Annotated in this window: 16 protein-coding genes; all 16 read right to left on the bottom strand. The window is 63.1% G+C overall.

Going from position 1 to position 17,714, the window contains the following annotated elements; translation table 11 throughout:
• Window positions 1-106 precede the first annotated feature (106 nt).
• The 16 genes from ACX80Q_RS11325 to ACX80Q_RS11250 all read right to left on the bottom strand — a co-directional run bounded on the left by ACX80Q_RS11325 (window position 107) and on the right by ACX80Q_RS11250 (window position 17,697).
• A complete protein-coding gene (locus ACX80Q_RS11325; RefSeq protein ID WP_459330634.1) occupies window positions 107-1,030 on the bottom strand; it encodes an RluA family pseudouridine synthase in 924 nt (307 codons plus the stop codon).
• A complete protein-coding gene (gene lspA / locus ACX80Q_RS11320; protein ID WP_459330633.1) occupies window positions 1,023-1,640 on the bottom strand; it encodes a signal peptidase II in 618 nt (205 codons plus the stop codon). The genes ACX80Q_RS11325 and lspA overlap by 8 nt, the downstream gene beginning before the upstream one ends.
• A 148-nt stretch (window positions 1,641-1,788) precedes the next feature.
• Window positions 1,789-2,460: a DivIVA domain-containing protein gene (locus ACX80Q_RS11315; RefSeq protein ID WP_459330632.1), complete on the bottom strand. Its 672-nt coding sequence runs from the start codon at window positions 2,458-2,460 to the stop codon at window positions 1,789-1,791.
• Window positions 2,461-2,605: 145 nt separating this feature from the next.
• Entirely contained in the window at window positions 2,606-2,896 is a 291-nt protein-coding gene (locus ACX80Q_RS11310; protein ID WP_103466229.1) for a YggT family protein, read from the bottom strand.
• A gap of 184 nt (window positions 2,897-3,080) precedes the next feature.
• Window positions 3,081-3,608: a cell division protein SepF gene (locus ACX80Q_RS11305; RefSeq protein WP_459330631.1), complete on the bottom strand. Its 528-nt coding sequence runs from the start codon at window positions 3,606-3,608 to the stop codon at window positions 3,081-3,083.
• A 108-nt stretch (window positions 3,609-3,716) separates the two neighbouring features.
• A complete protein-coding gene (locus tag ACX80Q_RS11300; RefSeq protein ID WP_459330630.1) occupies window positions 3,717-4,466 on the bottom strand; it encodes a YggS family pyridoxal phosphate-dependent enzyme in 750 nt (249 codons plus the stop codon).
• Complete coding sequence (locus tag ACX80Q_RS11295; protein ID WP_459330629.1) at window positions 4,453-5,235, bottom strand: laccase domain-containing protein; 783 nt, start codon at window positions 5,233-5,235, stop codon at window positions 4,453-4,455. Before ACX80Q_RS11295 ends, ACX80Q_RS11300 begins: the two co-directional genes overlap by 14 nt.
• A 59-nt stretch (window positions 5,236-5,294) precedes the next feature.
• Entirely contained in the window at window positions 5,295-6,464 is a 1,170-nt protein-coding gene (gene ftsZ / locus ACX80Q_RS11290) for a cell division protein FtsZ (RefSeq protein ID WP_459330628.1), read from the bottom strand.
• A 289-nt stretch (window positions 6,465-6,753) separates the two neighbouring features.
• Window positions 6,754-7,905 (bottom strand): cell division protein FtsQ/DivIB, encoded by a 1,152-nt coding sequence (locus ACX80Q_RS11285; protein ID WP_459330627.1) that lies wholly within the window; start codon window positions 7,903-7,905, stop codon window positions 6,754-6,756.
• Window positions 7,898-9,382, bottom strand: a complete 1,485-nt coding sequence (gene murC / locus ACX80Q_RS11280) for a UDP-N-acetylmuramate--L-alanine ligase (protein WP_459330626.1) — start codon at window positions 9,380-9,382, stop codon at window positions 7,898-7,900. Before murC ends, ACX80Q_RS11285 begins: the two co-directional genes overlap by 8 nt.
• A 5-nt stretch (window positions 9,383-9,387) precedes the next feature.
• Window positions 9,388-10,497 carry an undecaprenyldiphospho-muramoylpentapeptide beta-N-acetylglucosaminyltransferase gene (gene murG / locus ACX80Q_RS11275; protein ID WP_459330625.1) on the bottom strand — a complete coding sequence of 370 codons (1,110 nt, stop codon included), beginning with the start codon at window positions 10,495-10,497 and terminating at the stop codon, window positions 9,388-9,390.
• The gene (gene ftsW / locus ACX80Q_RS11270) at window positions 10,494-11,780 is read right to left on the bottom strand and encodes a putative lipid II flippase FtsW (protein WP_459330624.1); all 1,287 of its coding nucleotides are present in this window, start codon (window positions 11,778-11,780) and stop codon (window positions 10,494-10,496) included. The genes murG and ftsW overlap by 4 nt, the downstream gene beginning before the upstream one ends.
• Complete coding sequence (murD, locus tag ACX80Q_RS11265) at window positions 11,780-13,348, bottom strand: UDP-N-acetylmuramoyl-L-alanine--D-glutamate ligase (protein WP_459330623.1); 1,569 nt, start codon at window positions 13,346-13,348, stop codon at window positions 11,780-11,782. Before murD ends, ftsW begins: the two co-directional genes overlap by 1 nt.
• Entirely contained in the window at window positions 13,330-14,442 is a 1,113-nt protein-coding gene (mraY, locus tag ACX80Q_RS11260; protein WP_459330622.1) for a phospho-N-acetylmuramoyl-pentapeptide-transferase, read from the bottom strand. The genes murD and mraY overlap by 19 nt, the downstream gene beginning before the upstream one ends.
• A complete protein-coding gene (locus ACX80Q_RS11255; protein WP_459330621.1) occupies window positions 14,439-15,956 on the bottom strand; it encodes a UDP-N-acetylmuramoyl-tripeptide--D-alanyl-D-alanine ligase in 1,518 nt (505 codons plus the stop codon). Before ACX80Q_RS11255 ends, mraY begins: the two co-directional genes overlap by 4 nt.
• On the bottom strand, window positions 15,949-17,697 hold the full coding sequence (locus ACX80Q_RS11250; protein ID WP_459330620.1) for a UDP-N-acetylmuramoyl-L-alanyl-D-glutamate--2,6-diaminopimelate ligase: 1,749 nt from the start codon (window positions 17,695-17,697) through the stop codon (window positions 15,949-15,951). Before ACX80Q_RS11250 ends, ACX80Q_RS11255 begins: the two co-directional genes overlap by 8 nt.
• Between the last annotated feature and the right edge of the window lie 17 nt (window positions 17,698-17,714).

Here is a 17,714-nt window from a genome sequence, read left to right as displayed (position 1 = left end):
GGCACTACCAATGCAACGCTCCAAAGGCCGAAATGCCAAGGAGGTTGTTCACTGGCAACCCACGGAAGCTGTGAAACAGAAGGCCCCGGCCCTCACCTCATATCGTCTAGTGTTCGCCGCGCAAGTGGTCAAGGGCATAGTTCAGGTCCTGGGGGTACGGGCTGGTCACCATGACCGGCTCCCCGGACGTGGGATGAGCGAAGCCCAGCTTGTGGGCGTGCAGCCACTGGCGGGTCAGGCCCAGTTCCGCGGCCAGGGTGGGGTCAGCACCGTAGGTGAGGTCACCGGCGCAGGGGTGGCGCAGGGCGGAGAAGTGGACGCGGATCTGGTGGGTCCGGCCAGTTTCCAGGTGCACCTCCACCAGGGATGCCTTGCCGAACGCTTCCAGCACCTCGTAGTGGGTGATGGAGGGGCGGCCGTCCTCGATCACGGCAAAGCGCCAGTCGAAGCCCGGGTGCCGACCAATGGGCGCATCAATGGTGCCGCGGAGGGGGTCGGGCAGGCCCTGGACCACTGCGTGGTACACCTTCTCTACCGTGCGCTCCCGGAACGCCTGCTTGAGTATTGTGTAGGCGTGCTCGGTCTTGGCGACCACCATGGCCCCGGAGGTGCCAACATCCAGGCGGTGCACAATGCCCACCCGTTCCGGCGCGCCGGAGGTGGAGATGCGGAACCCGGCTGCGGCGAGCCCGCCCACCACTGTGGGACCAACCCAGCCCGGGGACGGGTGCGCTGCCACACCCACCGGCTTGTCCACCACAACAAAGTCATCGTCGTCAAGCAAAATGTTCAGGCCCTCAACGGGCTCCACCACTATTTCGAGCGGGTCGCGGCGCTCGGGGATGGTCACCTGAATGCTGGCGCCGGCCTTGAACTTCTCGCTCTTGCCCAACACGGCACCATTTTGGAGTACATTGCCCTCGACGCACAGCAGGGCTGCGGCGGAACGGGAGATGCCCAGCAGGGCCGCCAGTCCGGCGTCGGCCCGGCTTCCGGCAACTTCCTCGGGGACGCTAAACGTTTCAGTCATTCTTGGCACCGTTGCCTTCATCATCAGTTGTCTGTGCGGTTGCCTGTACCTCAGTGTCCGGCGTGGCCGTTTCCTGCTCGGCAGTGTTGCGGGAGCCATCCAGGCCAATGCCCAATAGGGTCAGGATGCAGATGACGATCACGCCGCCCACCACGCCCATGTCGGCCATGTTGAAGATGGCGAAATTGGGGAAGGAGATGAAGTCAACCACGTGTCCCATGCCGAACGACGGCGGGCGGAACAGCCTGTCTGTCAGGTTGCCTAGGGCGCCACCCAGGACCAGGCCAAGGCCGATGGCCCACCACAGGGAGGAAATGCGTCGGGAAAGCACGATGATTGCCACGGAAACAGCTGCCATGATCAGCGTGAAGAACCACGTGAAGTTCTCGCCGATGGAGAAGGCGGCCCCCGAGTTCCGGATGAAGTACCACTGCAGCACGCCGTCAATGACGGGAGTGGTTTGGCCTTCCACCATGGTGGAGGTGACCCACCACTTGGTCAGCTGGTCGCAAACATAGGCGAAGGCGGCAACGCCCAGCCACAACAACCATGCAGATCTGCGGAAGGGTTTGGGGGCGGCCACCTGGCCAGACAGAGAATTCTCGCTCATGACGCTTTCATTTGTTCTTGGACAAAAGGATTGATTCAATCATAGGTTGCCTGGCGGCGGGCCCGGCCCGGCGGCCATGGGGGGGCTTTAACGAACTAAAAGCCGGTGGTTCAAGTTACCTTGAACCACCGGCTTCTAGCTGTGTGCTTTAAGAATCGGCGTTGCTCTCAGAGAAATCCGGTGCTGCCACGGAACCGCGGGCGTCCAAGTCACGAAGCTGACCTTCAATGTAGGTCTTCAGGCGTGAGCGGTAGTCGCGTTCGAAGCCGCGCAGCTGCTCGACCTTGCGTTCGAGCACTGAACGCTGCTGCTCCAGGGCACCGAGCGTCTTGCGGCTCTTCTCCTGGGCATCGTTGACCAGCGTGCTGGCCTCGATCTGTGCTTCTGCAATGATCTTGTCGCGCTGCTCCAGGCCTGCGTTGACGTATTCGTCGTGGAGACGCTGGGCCAGGGCAATAACGCCCGAGGCAGCCTCGGCAGAGGATGCGGTGGCGGCCGGCGCTGGCGCAGCTACTACAACTTCCTCAACAACCGGGGCCGGCTCAACAGCCTTTTCCTTGGCAGCGGGCTCAACAGGGGCTGCCTCAACCACTGCTTCAGGAGCCTTGGCCAGCAGCGGCGCTGCCTGCGCAGGAGCTGCTGCAGTGTTTGATGAGCCGTCTGCGAGCTGCTTGCGCAGTTCGTCGTTCTCTTGATGCAATCGGCGAAGCTCTACGACGATTTCGTCAAGAAAATCGTCGACTTCGTCCTGGTCATAGCCTTCACGGAACTTGGTCGGCTGGAACCGTTTGTTGACAACGTCTTCTGGCGTAAGCGCCATCTAGTCACCTCATTGGTCTTAGTGAGTCCGGAACCGGCCGAAACCTTACCGACTACGGTACCGAATACAAATCTAGCGATCTGTACTGGGGGTCTATCGCTTTTTACAATATAACTTTTCGTGCCTGAAAACGAACGACGCGGCGCTAATTCACAAAACTTTTTGTGACACTCATCCCTATGCCCACACCGACGAGCAATAGTATGAAGCCAATATCCAGCGCCATGGAGCCGATCCGCAGTGGCGGGATCAGTGCGCGGAGCTTGCGCAGCGGCGGGTCGGTCAAGCGGTAGACAACCGAGGCACCCACCAGGGCCGCCCCCTTAGGCCGCCAATCACGGGCAAACACCTGTATCCAATCAAACACCATGCGTAACAAAAGTGTAAGAAAGTACAGCAGCAGCAACAGGTACAGAAGAACGAAAACAATTGACACGGGTGTGCACACATTCCCTAGGTTGAGAAAAACCGGAGCCTTGACTCTAAGAATAAACCAGTCCGGCCCATGGCCGCCGGAGCGGTCAATTTGGGGCCGAGACTATTTTTATCCTGCACTGTGGACAACGCTCGGCCCGGGCACTTGGTGCCCGGGCCGAGAAAAAAGTTGTTGGCGCAGTGGTTTAGCTCTGGTTGAAAAAGCTTGCCTGGGTGTCGGAGAGCTTCTTGTCGTCCCCGAGCACTTCGATGTAGGACGGTGAGAGAAGGAACACCTTGTTGGTGACGCGTTCAATGGACCCTCGCAGGCCGAACACCAAGCCGGCGGAGAAGTCAACCAGGCGCTTGGCGTCGGCCTCACCCATGTCTGTCACGTTCATGATGACGGGAATGCCATCTCGGAAGCTCTCGCCAATGATTTTTGCATCATTGTAGGAGCGAGGATGAACGGTGGTGATCTGACGCAAGCTGACAGCCTCTTCCCGGTTTGATGCGGCACGTTTGATGGGGGTCACCGGAGCCCGGTATTCTTCGTCGCCAGCCTTGGGTGCCGGCGTTTCTGTGACAGGAGCCGGGGCCGGTGCGGGTTCGCGCTCATATGCCTCGGCATACTCTTCGTCTTTGGGAAGAGACGGTGCACGCTCAGCGTCATAGTGCTCGTCACCGTCGGCGAGCCCAAGAAAGATCATTGTCTTGCGCATAGCGCCAGCCATGGTAGCTCCTCATTTGTCTGGAAAACACTAAAACACTTGAATGCCGCAACTCACGGGCATCGCAGGAAGACTGCCCCCGAAAATCAGTTGTTTTCAACACTCAAAACGCTACAGCACCACTGGACGCGGGCCGAGTATATCGGAACCGACACGCAGGTGTGTTGCCCCCGCAGCCATGGCCGCCTCAAGATCCTGGCTCATGCCGGCGGAAATTCCCGTGGCGGACGGATGCTGCGCCACGAGTGCTGCGGAAAGCCGGGCCAGCAGCTCAAAGGCCGGTTCGGGAGCCACGCCCAGGGGCGCCACAGCCATCAAACCGGCCAAGCGCAGGCCTGGTGTGCCGGCTAGTAGCTCCGCCAGCGCTGCCATGTTCGACGGCGCAAGCCCTCCCCTGCCGCCGTTTGCGCTTCCATCGGCGGGTGCCAGGGCCGGGTACGCCGAGCTGAGGTCAAGCTGCAGGAAACACTCCAGGGGGTCTCTCCCGGTGGCGTCCTGGCGCTGGGCCATGGCGTTGCCCAGGGCACCCACCAGCGATGCCCTGTCGACCGACTGGACTGAATGGGCGTAGGCGGCCACGGACTTGGCCTTGTTCTTTTGGAGTTGTCCAATGAAGTGCCAGCGCAGCGACGGATCCGCCACCTGCGCAGCCTTCGCGCCGGCCTCCTGGTCACGGTTCTCGCCCACGTCGCAAACGCCCAGCTGGCGCAGGCGCAGCACATCTGCTGCCGGATGAAACTTGGTCACAACAATTAGCGTGGGGCTGGCCACGTTGTGTGTTGCTGCGGCTGCCGCTATGCGCTGCCGCACTATGCCAAGGCGTTCGGAAAGCTGCTCGGTGCGCGGGTCAGGCGAGGTCATGCCGTGAATTCCTTTGTACTGTTTGGATAGGCGCGGCGGCGTCTGTGGTGACAAAACCAATGAAGCGGCCCTCCACTTCCCCGTCCCGGACGGCACGGCGGTGGGAGAAGAACCTCGGGTCTTCGAGGGTGCACACGCCGGATGGGTGAGCCACGACGGCAGCCGCGGCCAGCTGAGCCAGCACGGCAGCAGGCAGGTCAAGGGCAGGCGTGTCCCATGACGTGGTGGCATGGGCCTCGGGCACCACGGCAGCAACTGCCGCCCGCATGGAATCAGGCACCTCGTAGCACTGCCCGCAAATGCTGGGCCCAAGCCAGGCCTCGATTTCCTCGGCCCCGGCGGCACGCATTTGTGCAACGACGGCGGCCAGGACACCGCCTTCCACACCGGGCCGGCCGGCATGCGCCACCGCCAAGACGGGCGCCGAGCCGGGGCTTTCGCCCACCAACACGACGGGGACGCAGTCGGCCACCATGACGGCCAAGGCCCGCTCCTGCGACACCATGGCGTCTGCTGTAGGAACAAAGTCTGCGGCATTGTGCTGATCGTGGCGGGCAGGATGGGCAACGTCAGCCCCGTGGACCTGGTTCATATAAGCCAACGGCAGGCTCACCGCGGAGCCGCCCAGGGCAGCCACTTCGCTGTCCAGAGCGGCGCGGCGCCGCGCCACCTCCACACGGTCATCCCCAACATGAAAGGCCAGGTTGCCAGTGGTGATGTCCGTGAAGCCCACCCATACTCCGGGGCGAACTTGTTCAGAAAACCACATACCGTCAACCTGACCGTTCAAGGGTGCCTGTGATGAGCATCAACAGGCGCACGTGCTGTTTACTTGAGGAAGTCCGGGACATCCAGGTCATCGGCGCGGTGACCTGTGAGGTCCGGCTCCACAATGGCGGGCAGCTCAACGTCGAAACCACCATCGGCCGGTACATGGGAACCCGACTGCTGGCCCCACTGGTTGAGGTTGGTGACTGTTGCACTGCTGGGGACCGCGGCAGGTACCGGCGGAGCGAGCTGGGCAGCCGGCTCCTGGGCTTCGCTGGGCTTGTCCGGAGCGTCAAAACCTGCGGCAATGACTGTCACGCGCACTTCATCACCCAGGGCGTCGTCAATGACGGCACCGAAGATGATATTGGCCTCGGGGTGGGCCACTTCCTGGACCAGGCGGGCGGCCTCGTTGATCTCGAACAGACCCAGATCGGAGCCACCCTGGATGGACAGCAGAACGCCGTGTGCGCCGTCGATGGACGCTTCCAGCAACGGGGAGGCAATGGCCAGTTCGGCCGCCTTGACGGCGCGGTCTTCGCCCCGGGCCGAGCCGATGCCCATCAAGGCCGAGCCCGCACCCTGCATCACGGACTTGACGTCAGCAAAGTCAAGGTTGATCAAGCCGGGGGTCGTGATGAGGTCGGTGATGCCCTGAACACCTGAGAGCAGTACCTGATCGGCTGAGCGGAAGGCTTCCAGCACGGAGACGTTGCGGTCGCTGATGGACAGGAGGCGGTCGTTGGGGATAACGATGAGCGTGTCCACCTCGTCCCGCAGGGCTTCAATGCCGCTGTCGGCGCTGGTTGCGCGGCGGCGGCCCTCGAAGGTGAACGGGCGGGTGACCACACCAATGGTCAGCGCACCCAGTCCGCGGGCAATGCGGGCCACAACAGGGGCACCACCGGTTCCGGTGCCACCGCCTTCACCGGCAGTGACGAAGACCATGTCCGCGCCGCGGAGCACCTCTTCAATCTCTTCCTGGTGGTCTTCGGCCGCCTGGCGTCCCACATCGGGGTTGGCGCCGGCACCCAAACCGCGCGTAAGCTCCCGTCCAACGTCAAGCTTGACGTCGGCGTCACTCATCAGCAAGGCCTGTGCGTCGGTGTTGATGGCGATGAACTCAACGCCGCGCAAGCCCACGTCAATCATGCGGTTCACTGCATTTACGCCGCCGCCGCCGATGCCGACGACCTTGATGACTGCCAAGTAATTCTGGGGTGCTGCCACGTTAAGTGTCCCTTGTTCGTATGTTGCCAGAAGTTCTAAAAATCGCTGGTGGCCACCGATGCTCCCAGCCACTTTGTTGCTGCCAGCATGGTTCCTGGGAGCAAACAACAAATTGTACTTGAAGCTTCCGTAGCCTAACCTTCAACTTGAAGGTTATAGTTATGTCAACTATCTCTTCTTAGTGACGCTATGGTGCATCCGCGCTGCATGCAATTACCGCTCCCGCGTGTCGAAAAGAATACTGAAAAAAGTCCCCAAAACGTACCGCGTTGTTGGTCCGCGGGACACCTCAGCGGGTCACTGGGTGACGCGGGGCACTGACATCAAAGACCTTCGCCGGCACCGGGGCCGGCTTGCCCGGTACCGCTGTGGGCGCAGGGGCATTCAGCAAAGCTTCCAGCACCTGTGCCTTGAGCACCATGTCGCTGGCGTTTCCCCAGACAACCTTGCGCCCGTCTGCAAGCTGAAGTTCAACGGCATCAGGGGACTTGGCCGAGGCATTGGCCAACTGGCCCAAAATTGACTGCGGCAGGTTGGCCAACACGGCCGTCATGGCGGCAAAGGTGTCCTTGCCAATGGCGGCCTTGCCGCCATCAATTAGCGGCAGGGCCACCGAGGCGGGATCCTTGGTGGCCGCCAGCTGGACACCGTCCTGGTCCACCAAAATGAACTCGGCACCATTTTTCAGCAAGGCCACGGGCACCCGCTCCACAATGTGGACCACAAGCGTTGACGGCGGCCTGGCTTCAATGCGGGAGCTCTTGACTTGAACAATGGGCCCAAGGAGTTCTTCCACCTCGCCACCGGTCACCTGCGGCAGGGGTCTGGCCAAAAGAGGCGCCACAGCGTCCTGGAGAACTTTCTCCGCCACAAGCTTTTGGCCATCAAACACCACAGTCTTCACGCCCAACACGGGCGAAAACAACGCCACAGCCATGACCAGTGCCACGACTGCAGCAACGCCCAAAGACGTCAGGAGCAGATTCCTGCGGCGGCGCTTGTGCCCGGGCATGGGAAACGCCAAAACCTGCCCCTGTGGCGCTGTTGCGGGTTGTTCCCTGGTGTTCTCCCCCGCAGACCCGTCCTGTGCGGGACTCTTGACAGGCATGGCCGACTTGACTGGCCTTGCAGGTTTGGCGGGTTTGGCTGGCTTGGAGAATAGCTGCCCGATGCCCGCCAACAGCTTATTGCCGGCAGCCTTGGCTGCGGCTCCGGCGTCCACTGTTCCACCCGCTGCGGGCTGGGCCGGCGCTGCCGCCGGTTGTGGCGTGCCCACCGGCAGCGGGGCAACGGAAACCTTGGAGCTGGTGGCCCGCACTGCCGTTGACTGCTCCGCCGGGTTGCCCGGAAGCCCGTCAACGGGCGCGGGCGCAATGCCGGGCCTGGCCCGTGCAGTCTCCGGCCGGGTGGTGATGACCCGTGGTTTGCGTGGCTCAGCCATCGCCGCGGACGCCGTCGAGCCCCGTGCGCTGAACGCCGGGGGTTGCGGATTCGGGGGTTGCATTCAGGGCGGCCACCAGCGCCGGGCCATATTCGGTGACATCGCCGGCCCCCACGGTCAAGATGATGTCACCGGCCACCGCCAGGTCGGCCAGTTGCGCCACCGCCTCATCGGGGTTGGGCGCATAGCCAAACGGTGTTGCCAATGCCGCGGTGATAAGTTCGCTGGTGACACCGGGAACGGGATCCTCCCGGGAGGCGAAAATGTCCAGGACGGCCACCGTGTCCGCCAGGTCAAGGGCCTTGGCAAACTCCGTGGCGAATTCGGCAGTCCGGGAAAACAGGTGCGGCTGAAACAACACGTGCACCTTGTGGCTGCCGGCCACTGTCCGTGCCGCCTTGAGCGCGGCAGTCACTTCGGTGGGGTGGTGGGCGTAGTCGTCAAAGACCCTCACCCCGCGGCCCTGCCCCTTGCTTTCAAAACGCCTGCCGGCACCGCTATACGTTGCTAGGGCATCCAGCGCGGCAGGCAGTTCAACGCCCAAAGCCCAGGCAACGGCCACGGCGGCCACGGCATTGCTGAGGTTGTGATCTCCCGGAACCTGCAGCCGCAGTGTGTGGGGGCCGGCGCTGCCCAGATGATCCGCGAGGACCACCGTTGCTGTGGTGTGCAGGCCATCATGGGTGCCGGGGATCAGGCGGATGTCGGCGGCCGGGGAGAACCCGTAGCTGATGCACCGTTTTCCGGCAGCCGCCGCCTGGGCGGCCAAGGCGGCCGATCCGGCGTCGTCGGCGCAGGCAATCAGGGTGCCATCATCGTCCAACAATCCCATGAACGCCTCAAAGGCCGCAAAGACTGCCTCGGCTGTGCCGTAGTGGTCTAGGTGGTCGGCCTCAAGGTTGGTCACCACGGCAATGCCCGGCCTGTAGTTCAGGAAGGAGGCATCGGATTCGTCGGCTTCAGCCACAAACACTGCAGCGCTGCCATGGGCTGCGTTGACGCCCAGGCCGGCAACGGTGCCGCCCACGGCGAAGGACGCATCCACCCCTGCACCCCTGAGCATCACGGTGATCATGGAGGTGGTGGTGGTCTTGCCGTGCGTGCCGGCCACGGCAACCACCACGTCATCGGCCATGGCGGCGGCGAGGGCCTGGGACCTGTGCAGGACGCGGATCCCCGAGGCCCGGGCGGCTGCGAGTTCCGGGTTGCCTTCGCGGATGGCGGTGGAGACAACCACGGTGTCGGCGCCCGCAACGTTGCCGGCGGCCTGGCCCACATGGACTGTGGCTCCCATGGCACCGAGCTCGGCCAGGCCCGCCGACGCCCTAGCGTCGGAGCCGCTCACGGCGATTCCCTGACCCAGCATGATTCGGGCAATGGCGGACATGCCTGCCCCGCCCATGCCGATGAAGTGCACCCGGCCCAGCTCAGCCAGTGTTGGCGGCAGGTACCGTACGGCAGTGGTTTTATCCGTCATGAGTTTCACTTCCCCCCTGCAGCCAGGACCATGTCCGCCATGCGTTCGGCGGCGTCACGAATGCCCCAATGGGCGGCGGCGGCGGACATCTTCTCCAGGCGCGGCGCATCTTGACACAAGGGAATCAGCTCCTTTTCAATCCAGTGGGCGTCCAGTTCGGCGTCCGGTACCAGCAGTGCAGCTCCTGCACCCACCAGCTCGGCGGCGTTGCGGGCCTGTTCGCCGTTGCCTATGGGCAGCGGCACAAACACGGCAGGAAGTCCCACAGCGGCAACCTCTGACACTGTTCCGGCACCAGAGCGGCACAACAAGACACTTGCCGCGGCGTATACGTTCTCCATGGTGTCAACGTATTCCACCTGGCGGTAGTTGCTGGCGCGCAGCAACTCCCCGCTGGGGTCCTTGACGGATTTGCCTTTGCCGGTGATGTGCAGGGTTTGAATCCCAGCAGCCGCCAGGGCCTCAACGGCTCCGGCCACGGCGTTGTTCAGGCGCAGGGCGCCCAGGGATCCTCCGGTGACAATCAACGTGGGCATGTGCACCTCCAGGCCGAGCCGTTCACGGGCGGCACTTTGCGCCTTGGCCCGGTTCAAGGTTGCCACGCTGTGGCGCATGGGCATCCCCACCAAGTGGGCATGGCGGATCTTGGTAGCGGCGAAGGCCGTACCAACGTAGCTGGTGTAGCGGGCACCAAGTTTGTTGGCAATCCCCGCCTTGGTGTTGGCCTCATGGATCACAATGGGCACCCGCAACGACTTCGCGGCCAGGTACATGGGTGTGCAGACGTAGCCGCCCACACCCACCAGGACATCCGCGTTTGCGTCACGGAGAATTGTCTTGGCTCTGCGGACTGCGCCACGCATGCGCCACGGCAGTTTGAGCAGGTCAAGTGATGGCTTGCGCGGCAGCGGGATGCGGTCAATCAGCGCCAGCTCGTAGCCGGCTGCGGGAACCAGAGTTGTTTCCAGGCCTGTTTCGGTGCCCACGGCAACTATGGCCGCCTGGGGCACCCTGTCCCGGATGGCTGCGGCGATGGCAAGGAGCGGGCTGACATGCCCCGCGGACCCTCCCCCGGCCAGGACCACTGACAGGGGGGAGTTGTGGTTCTGCGTCATGAAGTCTTCAGGGTGCTTTCTGGGTCAGTTCGGGAAAAGGAAAGGACTACGCCCACGGCCGCCAACACCATGATGAGTGCTGTTCCGCCATAGGAAATCAGTGGCAGTGGGACACCGATGACTGGCAGCAGGCCAACCACCACGGCAATGTTCACCACGGCCTGGCCAATGATCCAGGTCAGGACCATGCCACACACAATCCGGGAGAAGGGGTCGTTGCGGGTGTTGATGACACGGAAGATGGCGAACGCCAGAACGCCGTACAGGCCAACAATCACCAGGGTTCCGAGCAGGCCGAATTCTTCGCCAATGATGGCGAAGATGAAGTCATTGTGGGCTTCAGGGATCCAGTTCCACTTTTGCCTGCTTTGACCCAGGCCGACACCAAACCAGCCACCAGAGGCAAGGGCATACATGCCGTTCAAGTACTGGTCGCAGACGCCAGGTTCGCTGCAGTCTCCAAGCCAGGCCGAAAAACGGCTGGTGCGGTTGTCGCTGAGCAGGGAAAGTAGTGCTGCGGCGATCCCGGCCAGCACCAAGGCTAGCGCCAGGTACCGTTTCTGGACGCCGGCGAAGGCCAGCCCGGCCAGCACCATCATGCCCACAATGATGGCCGTGCCCATGTCCTTCCCGCCCAGAATCAAGCCCAAGACAATGCCGGCGCCGAGTCCCACGGGGAAGAGGACGTGCGGCAGCTTGCGGACCAGGCGGCCCTTCGTGGCCAGCACGGCGCCCATCCAGATGGCCAGGGCAAGTTTGGCCGCCTCGGAGGGCTGGAACTGCACGGGCCCAATTTCCAGCCAGTTCTTGTTTCCGGCGATGTCCACACCCATGGGGGTGAAGATCAGGGCCAGCAACAAAATTGCCAGGCCCATCAAGAACCAGGAGAGTTTCTTGAGCAGTGCCGACGGCACGCAGGAGAGCACGAACATCAGAGCCAGCCCCACCAAGGCGAATTGGGATTCCTTGATAAAGAGGCCGTAGGGGTCCTTGCCTTCGGAAATCGTTTCAGCAGTTGAGGCGGAAAGAACTGTCATGCGCCCAATGATGGTCAGGGTGACGGTTGTTCCAATGATCCAGTAGTAGGAGGCCGACGGCCGTCCCACCCGGGCGTTGAAGTAGTCCCTGAATCGTTTGAAGGGCCGGGTCCTGGCCGCTGCGGTGTGTCGCTCCGGTGCCGGCTTGGCCGTTGGTGGGGAAACATCAGCCGATGGCTCCACAACAGCTTCACCCTTGGCGGGGCGAACGGCGGATCTGCCTGGCTGTGTGGGCGTCCTGGCCACTATGACTCCTTTTTGGCGCTTGCCCGTGATTCCAACAGTTCCTTGACAGCGTCAATGAACGCCTGGCCCCGGTGGGCGTATGAGACGAATTGGTCCATCGAGGCGGACGCTGGCGCCATGAGCACCGTGTCCCCCGGTGACGACAGTGCTGCAGCTTCCGCCACGGCTTGTGCCATCACGGCATCACCCTTGGCTGCTTTCCCTACAGTTTCAGTGTGCGCCCCGCCCGCCACGATCACGCGGACGTTGGGGGCGTGGCGTGCCAGCGAGTTGGCCAGGGCTGAGCTGTCCTCCCCGATGAGGACAACTGCCTTGAGCCGGGGCGCGTGCTCGCGCACCAGCTCGTTGTAGTCAACACCTTTTGAGAGTCCACCGGCAATCCAGATCACCGGGTTGAAGGCGGACAGTGAGGCAGCAGCGGCATGCGGGTTGGTGGCCTTGGAGTCGTTGACCCACAGGACGCCCTCCGCTGATGCCACGGCCTGGATCCTGTGGTCGCCGTTGTGGTAGGCCTGCAGGCCCTTGCGCACGTCGGCTGGAGTCAGCCCATAGGCCAGCACCAGGGCGGCAGCGGCGGCGGCGTTGGCCACCAGGTGCCGCGGCACAAGGTCTCCGATGTCGCTGATTTTGGCCAATTCGGTGGCGGAGTCCTTGCGTTCGGCCAGGAATGCCCTGTCCACCAGAAGGCCCTCCACCACACCCACCATGCTGATGGCGGGGATGGAGGTGGTGAAGCCTACCGCGCGGCAGCCCTCCTGAACCTCTGCGGCCTCAACCATGCGTTCTGTCTCAATTTGCTCGGCGTTGTAGACGCACGCAATTTGGGTGTTGGCATAAATCTTGGCCTTGTCGGCGGCATAGGCGTCAAAGCCGCCATGCCAGTCAACATGGTCTTCGGCAAGGTTCAGGCACACGCTGGCAACCGGCGCCACCGACTCGCTCCAATGCAGCTGGAAGCTGGAAAGCTCCACGGCCAGTGCGTCATAGCCTTCAGGGTCGCGCACAGCGTCAAGGATGGGGGTGCCAATGTTGCCGGCGGCAATGGCTCGCAAGCCGGCGCCCTGCAACATCGATTCCACCATGGTGGTTGTGGTGGTTTTGCCGTTGGTACCTGTGATGGTGATCCATGCGGCCGTTTTCCGGCCGGACTTGGTGCGCACCCGCCACGCCAGTTCAACGTCACCCCAAATGGGGATGTTGGCTGCCGCGGCAGCAGCCAACAAGGGATGGTTGGGCTGGTAGCCGGGGCTTGTCACCACCAGTTGCGCCTGTTCGCCCTCAACCAGGGGCAGCACGGTTGATGTTGCCTCGCCCAAGATGACGTCCTTGACGCCCACAATTTTCAAGGTGTCGGCAAGAGCCTGGGATGCGGCATCGTCGGAGGCGGCCACAACCACCACGCGGGCACCCAATTCGGCCAGTGTGTCCGCCACGGAGAAACCGGTCTTGCTGATGCCCGTGACAACAACTGCCAGGCCGGCCCAATCGGAGTCCCAGCTGGTCAGCGTCTCAAGGCGGTGGGCAGGAATGCCCGTTGGTGCAGTTTCACTCACAGTCGAACAATCCATTCAGCGTAGAAGGCGCCAAGACCCACGGCGACCATGAGCCCGGCCAGAATCCAGAACCGCACCACCACTGTGACTTCCTTCCAGCCCTTGAGCTCGAAGTGGTGCTGCAGGGGTGCCATGAGGAACACCCGCTTGCCCTTGGAGAGCTTGAAGAAGCCCACCTGGATGATGACGGAGAACGTGATCAACACGAACAGGCCGCCAATGATGGCCAGCAGCAGCTCGGTGCGGGAAAGGATGGCGAAGCCTGCCATGGCGCCGCCAATGGCCAGCGAGCCGGTGTCGCCCATGAAGATCTTTGCCGGAGAGGTGTTCCACCATAGGAAGCCGATCAGGGCCGCAAACATGATGGCCGCGAGCAGGGACAGGTCCAACGGGTCACGGACTTCGTAGCAAACAGTTTCCGCGGGGAGTTTGCCGCCGCCGCAGGCCTGGCTGCTCTGCCACATGCCAATGAGCGTGTAGGCACCGAAGACCAGGATCGCAGCACCCGTGGCCAGGCCGTCAAGGCCGTCGGTGAGGTTCACACCGTTGGTGGCTGCGGCAATGATCAAATTCGACCACACCACGAACAAAACAACACCCAGTCCTGCGCCGGCAAAGGCCAGGTTCAGGGAGGGGATGTCCCGGGCAAAGGAGATGAAGGTGCTGGCCGGTGTCCGCCCCGAATCATCCGGGAAACCCAGGGCCATGATGGCGAAGGCGATACCCACCACGGCCTGGCCTGCCAGCTTACTCTTGGCGTTCAGGCCCGTGTTGTGCTGCTTGGTGATTTTCAGGAAGTCATCCAAGAAACCCACCAAACCCATGCCCACCATCAGGAAGATCATGAGCAGGCCCGAGGCTGTGGGGCCGGCCGAGTTAGGGTTCAGGAGCCACACGATCAGGTGCGTGATGAAGTAGGAGGCCACCACTGAGCCAACCACCACCGTGCCGCCCATGGTGGGGGTGCCGCGCTTGATCTGGTGGCTGGTGGGACCGTCCTCGCGGATGATCTGTCCATAGCCTTGCTTAACCAGGAAACGGATAAACAAGGGGGTGCCGATCATGGCGAAGGCCAAGGCCAAGCCAGCACCAATGAGCAATGCAATCATGGCTGGTCAGTCCTTTCACCTGTTGTTACGTCACTTATTTCTGTGGGGCCGTTCCCCGAAGGTAATGCTATCCGATCACCTAGGAACCTCAGTCCTGAACCATTGGATGATTTGACCAAAACTATGTCCCCTGGCTCAAGTTCCGCCTCCAATACTTGGTAGGCGGCGTCGGCATCGGCAAAGAACATGGATTCGTTGCCCCATGATCCTTCCATGACGGCGCCCACGTGCATGGCCCGGGCGCCCGCGCCCACCACCAGCAGTCGGGAGATGTTCAGCCGCACGGCAACCCGGCCCACGGCGTCATGCTCCAACACCGAATCACTGCCGAGTTCAAGCATCTCGCCCAGCACCGCCCAGGTTCGCCGGGCGCCACTGCCGCCCAGTTCGGCAAGCGTGCGCAGGGCGGCCCGCATGGATTCGGGGTTGGCGTTGTAGGCGTCATTGATGACGCTCACTCCGTCGCTGCGATCGGTGCGTTCCATCCGGTACCGGCTGGCCGCCGTCTGCACGTTCAGCGAGGAAACAATGTCCGCAGGGTCAATGCCCAGGGCGTGGGCGGCAGCTGCCGCGGCCAAAAGGTTAGTCACGTGGTGCAGTCCCAGCAATTTGCTGCGCACCTGCCACGTCTGGGAACTGCCCGGGAAGACCAGCTCAAATTCGGGCTGGCCGTCGGCGTTGGTTTGCACCTTGCGCGCCTGCAGGAAGTCCGCCCCGCCGGCTGCGTCGTCTTCAGGCACGGCCGCATCGGCGCTGCTAAAGAAGGTGATGGGTGCATTGGAGCGTTGCGCCATGGCCCGGACTCGCTGGTCATCAAAGTTCAGCAGTGCCCGGCCTGCCGGGGCCAGCGCCTCCACCAGCTCGCCCTTGGCCACGGCAATGTTGTCAATGGAGCCGAACTCGCCGGCGTGGGCGCTGCCCACGCACAAAACAACGCCAAGGTCTGGGTGGACCATGGTGGCCAGGTAGGAAATTTGCCCCATCTTAGTGGCGCCCATTTCAATGATCAGGTAGCGGGTGCTCTCCACGGCACGGAAAACGGTCAGCGGCACACCCACCTCACCGTTGTAGGAACCCACGGGCGCCACCGTCTCCCCCAAGGGGGACAAGATGCCCGTTAAGAGGTCCTTGGTGGTGGTTTTTCCCGCTGACCCGGTGATCCCAATGACGCTGACGGGCGAGTGGGCCCGGATGCGCCGCAGGACCTCGGCCGCCAGGACTCCCATGGCGAGCACAGCGTCGGCAACAATGACGGCCGGGAAGGGAGTGCCGGCGTCGTCCGCGGCAACCTGGCGTTCGGCCAAAACGGCAATGGCGCCTCCAGCCATGGCTGCGCCGATGAAGTCATGGCCGTCTGAGTTTTCCCCCGTCTTGGCCACGTACATGCTTCCCGCAACGGCGTTGCGGGAATCGGTGACAATCTTGGCCACGTCGACCAACGTGTTCGGATCGAGGGTGGCGGAAAGCGTGCCGTGGGTGAGCTCGGCAATGTGTGCCGCAGAAATTTCAATCATCAGTTGAGGACTCTATCGTGGTTGGCGCTGTGATCGGGAATCCGCGGGATGTCAAGGCAGCCCGCAGTTCAACCCTGTCGTCGAGGGAAAGATTGACCCCTTTGACTTCTTGATAAACTTCATGGCCGCGCCCGGCCACCAAGATGACGTCGTTGGCCGTGGCCAGCTCAACGGCGCGGGCAATGGCGTTGGCCCGCTGGTCGAACTCTTCGATGACCCGGCCCAGGGCACCCTGCTGGTTGGCGGCAAAGGCCCCTGCCAGCACCTCGGCCCGGATCGCTGCCGGGTCCTCGTCGTGCGGATCGTCATCGGTGATAATTACCACGTCGGCGCATTGGGCCACCACGGCGCCCATGATGGGGCGTTTGGTAGCGTCCCGCTCCCCCGTGGCACCAAAGACAACAATCACGCGGGCCCCCGGAGCGGCCGGGCGGACAGCCTCCAGTGCCCTTTGCAGGGCGTCCGGATTGTGCGCAAAATCAACCACGGCCACCGGGGCCGTGCCAATAAGCTGCATGCGCCCGGGCACTTCTACCGAGAACGGGTCGTGGCTGTCCAGTGCTTGCTGCAGCCGTGCCAGCACTTCCTGGCGTTGCGTGCCCGGCAGTGTGCCGCCGGGGGTCTGGGCTGCTTCCGTCAACAGCTGCGTGGCCACCATGAGCAGGGCCAGGGCAGCGTTGGAGACGTTGAAGTCACCAGGCAGGGCCGTGCCTGCCTGCAGCACCTCACCGGAGGGTCCGTGCAGACTGAAGCGTGAGCCGATTCCGTCCGTGCGCACATTGCGCACCCGCCAGTGGTTCGCCAGCTCCGTGGCGCCGGCGTCTGTGGCGCCGGCGTCTGTGGCGCCGGCGTCTGTGGCGCCGGCGTCTGTGGTGGACAGGGTGGCTGTGGGCACGGTGCTGGCGGCGGACATGCGCCGACCCCAGCTGTCATCAACACAGATCACGGCCGCGCTGGCGTGTTCCGGGGTGAACAGGGCCGATTTGGTGGCGAAGTAGCCTTCCATGCCACCGTGGAGGTCCAGATGGTCCTGGGTCAGGTTGGTAAATCCTGCCACGTTGAAGCGCACCGAATCGACCCGCCCAAAGGCCAAGGCGTGCGAGGAGACCTCCATGGAGGCAGCGGCTATGCCGCGTTCTGCCATGACAGCCAGCAGCGCGTGAATGTCGGTGGATTCCGGTGTGGTCAGCTTGCTGGGGATGGCAACATCGCCGGCAAGGATCTCAATGGTGCCAATCAGCCCGGTGGTGTTACCCAAGGCTTGCAGCAGGGAATTCAGGAAGTACGTTGTGGTGGTCTTACCGTTGGTACCGGTGACGGCGAACAACGGCAGGGTGCTGCTGATGGCCGCCGTCCCGTAAACAGTGGCCGCCACCACGCCCGTGGCGGCCCGGGCGTCGGCCACCGTGAGCACGGGAACACCCGACGCCCCGGCCAAAAGGCGCGTACCGGCGTCGTCCGTCAAGATGGCAACGGCACCACTGGCAACGGCAGAGGCGGCAAATTGCGCCCCGTGGGTCTTGGCCCCCGGCAGGGCCACATACAGATCGCCCGGACAAATGGCGCGTGAATCGAGGCTGACGCCGCTGACCCGCTGGGCTGACGCGGTGTCTGCGGGGTGGCTCAAGGCGGCACCCAACAGGGCTGCCAGCTCTCCCAAGGTTGCCCCTCGGGGGTGGTGCGGACGCAGCGGCGCTGACGGAATATTCACAGGCACTTCCACGCCATCCTTTTCATTCACAATACGTTTTTCCTTGA

It is taken from the genome of Arthrobacter sp. HLT1-20 (assembly GCF_054510895.1).
The sequence above is the reverse complement of the archived record's forward strand: the minus strand, read 5'-3'. Positions and strand labels throughout refer to the sequence as shown.

Excerpts from the sequence above, each read along its gene's own strand:
- murC (WP_459330626.1), bottom strand. The coding sequence starts at position 9,382 with ATGACGGATAAAACCACTGCCGTACGGTACCTGCCGCCAACACTGGCT.
- ACX80Q_RS11300 (WP_459330630.1), bottom strand. The coding sequence starts at position 4,466 with ATGACCTCGCCTGACCCGCGCACCGAGCAGCTTTCCGAACGCCTTGGC.
- ACX80Q_RS11285 (WP_459330627.1), bottom strand. The coding sequence starts at position 7,905 with ATGGCTGAGCCACGCAAACCACGGGTCATCACCACCCGGCCGGAGACT.
- ACX80Q_RS11255 (WP_459330621.1), bottom strand. The coding sequence starts at position 15,956 with ATGATTGAAATTTCTGCGGCACACATTGCCGAGCTCACCCACGGCACG.
- ACX80Q_RS11315 (WP_459330632.1), bottom strand. The coding sequence starts at position 2,460 with ATGGCGCTTACGCCAGAAGACGTTGTCAACAAACGGTTCCAGCCGACC.
- ACX80Q_RS11325 (WP_459330634.1), bottom strand. The coding sequence starts at position 1,030 with ATGACTGAAACGTTTAGCGTCCCCGAGGAAGTTGCCGGAAGCCGGGCC.
- mraY (WP_459330622.1), bottom strand. The coding sequence starts at position 14,442 with ATGATTGCATTGCTCATTGGTGCTGGCTTGGCCTTGGCCTTCGCCATG.
- ACX80Q_RS11305 (WP_459330631.1), bottom strand. The coding sequence starts at position 3,608 with ATGGCTGGCGCTATGCGCAAGACAATGATCTTTCTTGGGCTCGCCGAC.
- lspA (WP_459330633.1), bottom strand. The coding sequence starts at position 1,640 with ATGAGCGAGAATTCTCTGTCTGGCCAGGTGGCCGCCCCCAAACCCTTC.
- murG (WP_459330625.1), bottom strand. The coding sequence starts at position 10,497 with ATGACGCAGAACCACAACTCCCCCCTGTCAGTGGTCCTGGCCGGGGGA.
- murD (WP_459330623.1), bottom strand. The coding sequence starts at position 13,348 with ATGGATTGTTCGACTGTGAGTGAAACTGCACCAACGGGCATTCCTGCC.
- ACX80Q_RS11295 (WP_459330629.1), bottom strand. The coding sequence starts at position 5,235 with ATGTGGTTTTCTGAACAAGTTCGCCCCGGAGTATGGGTGGGCTTCACG.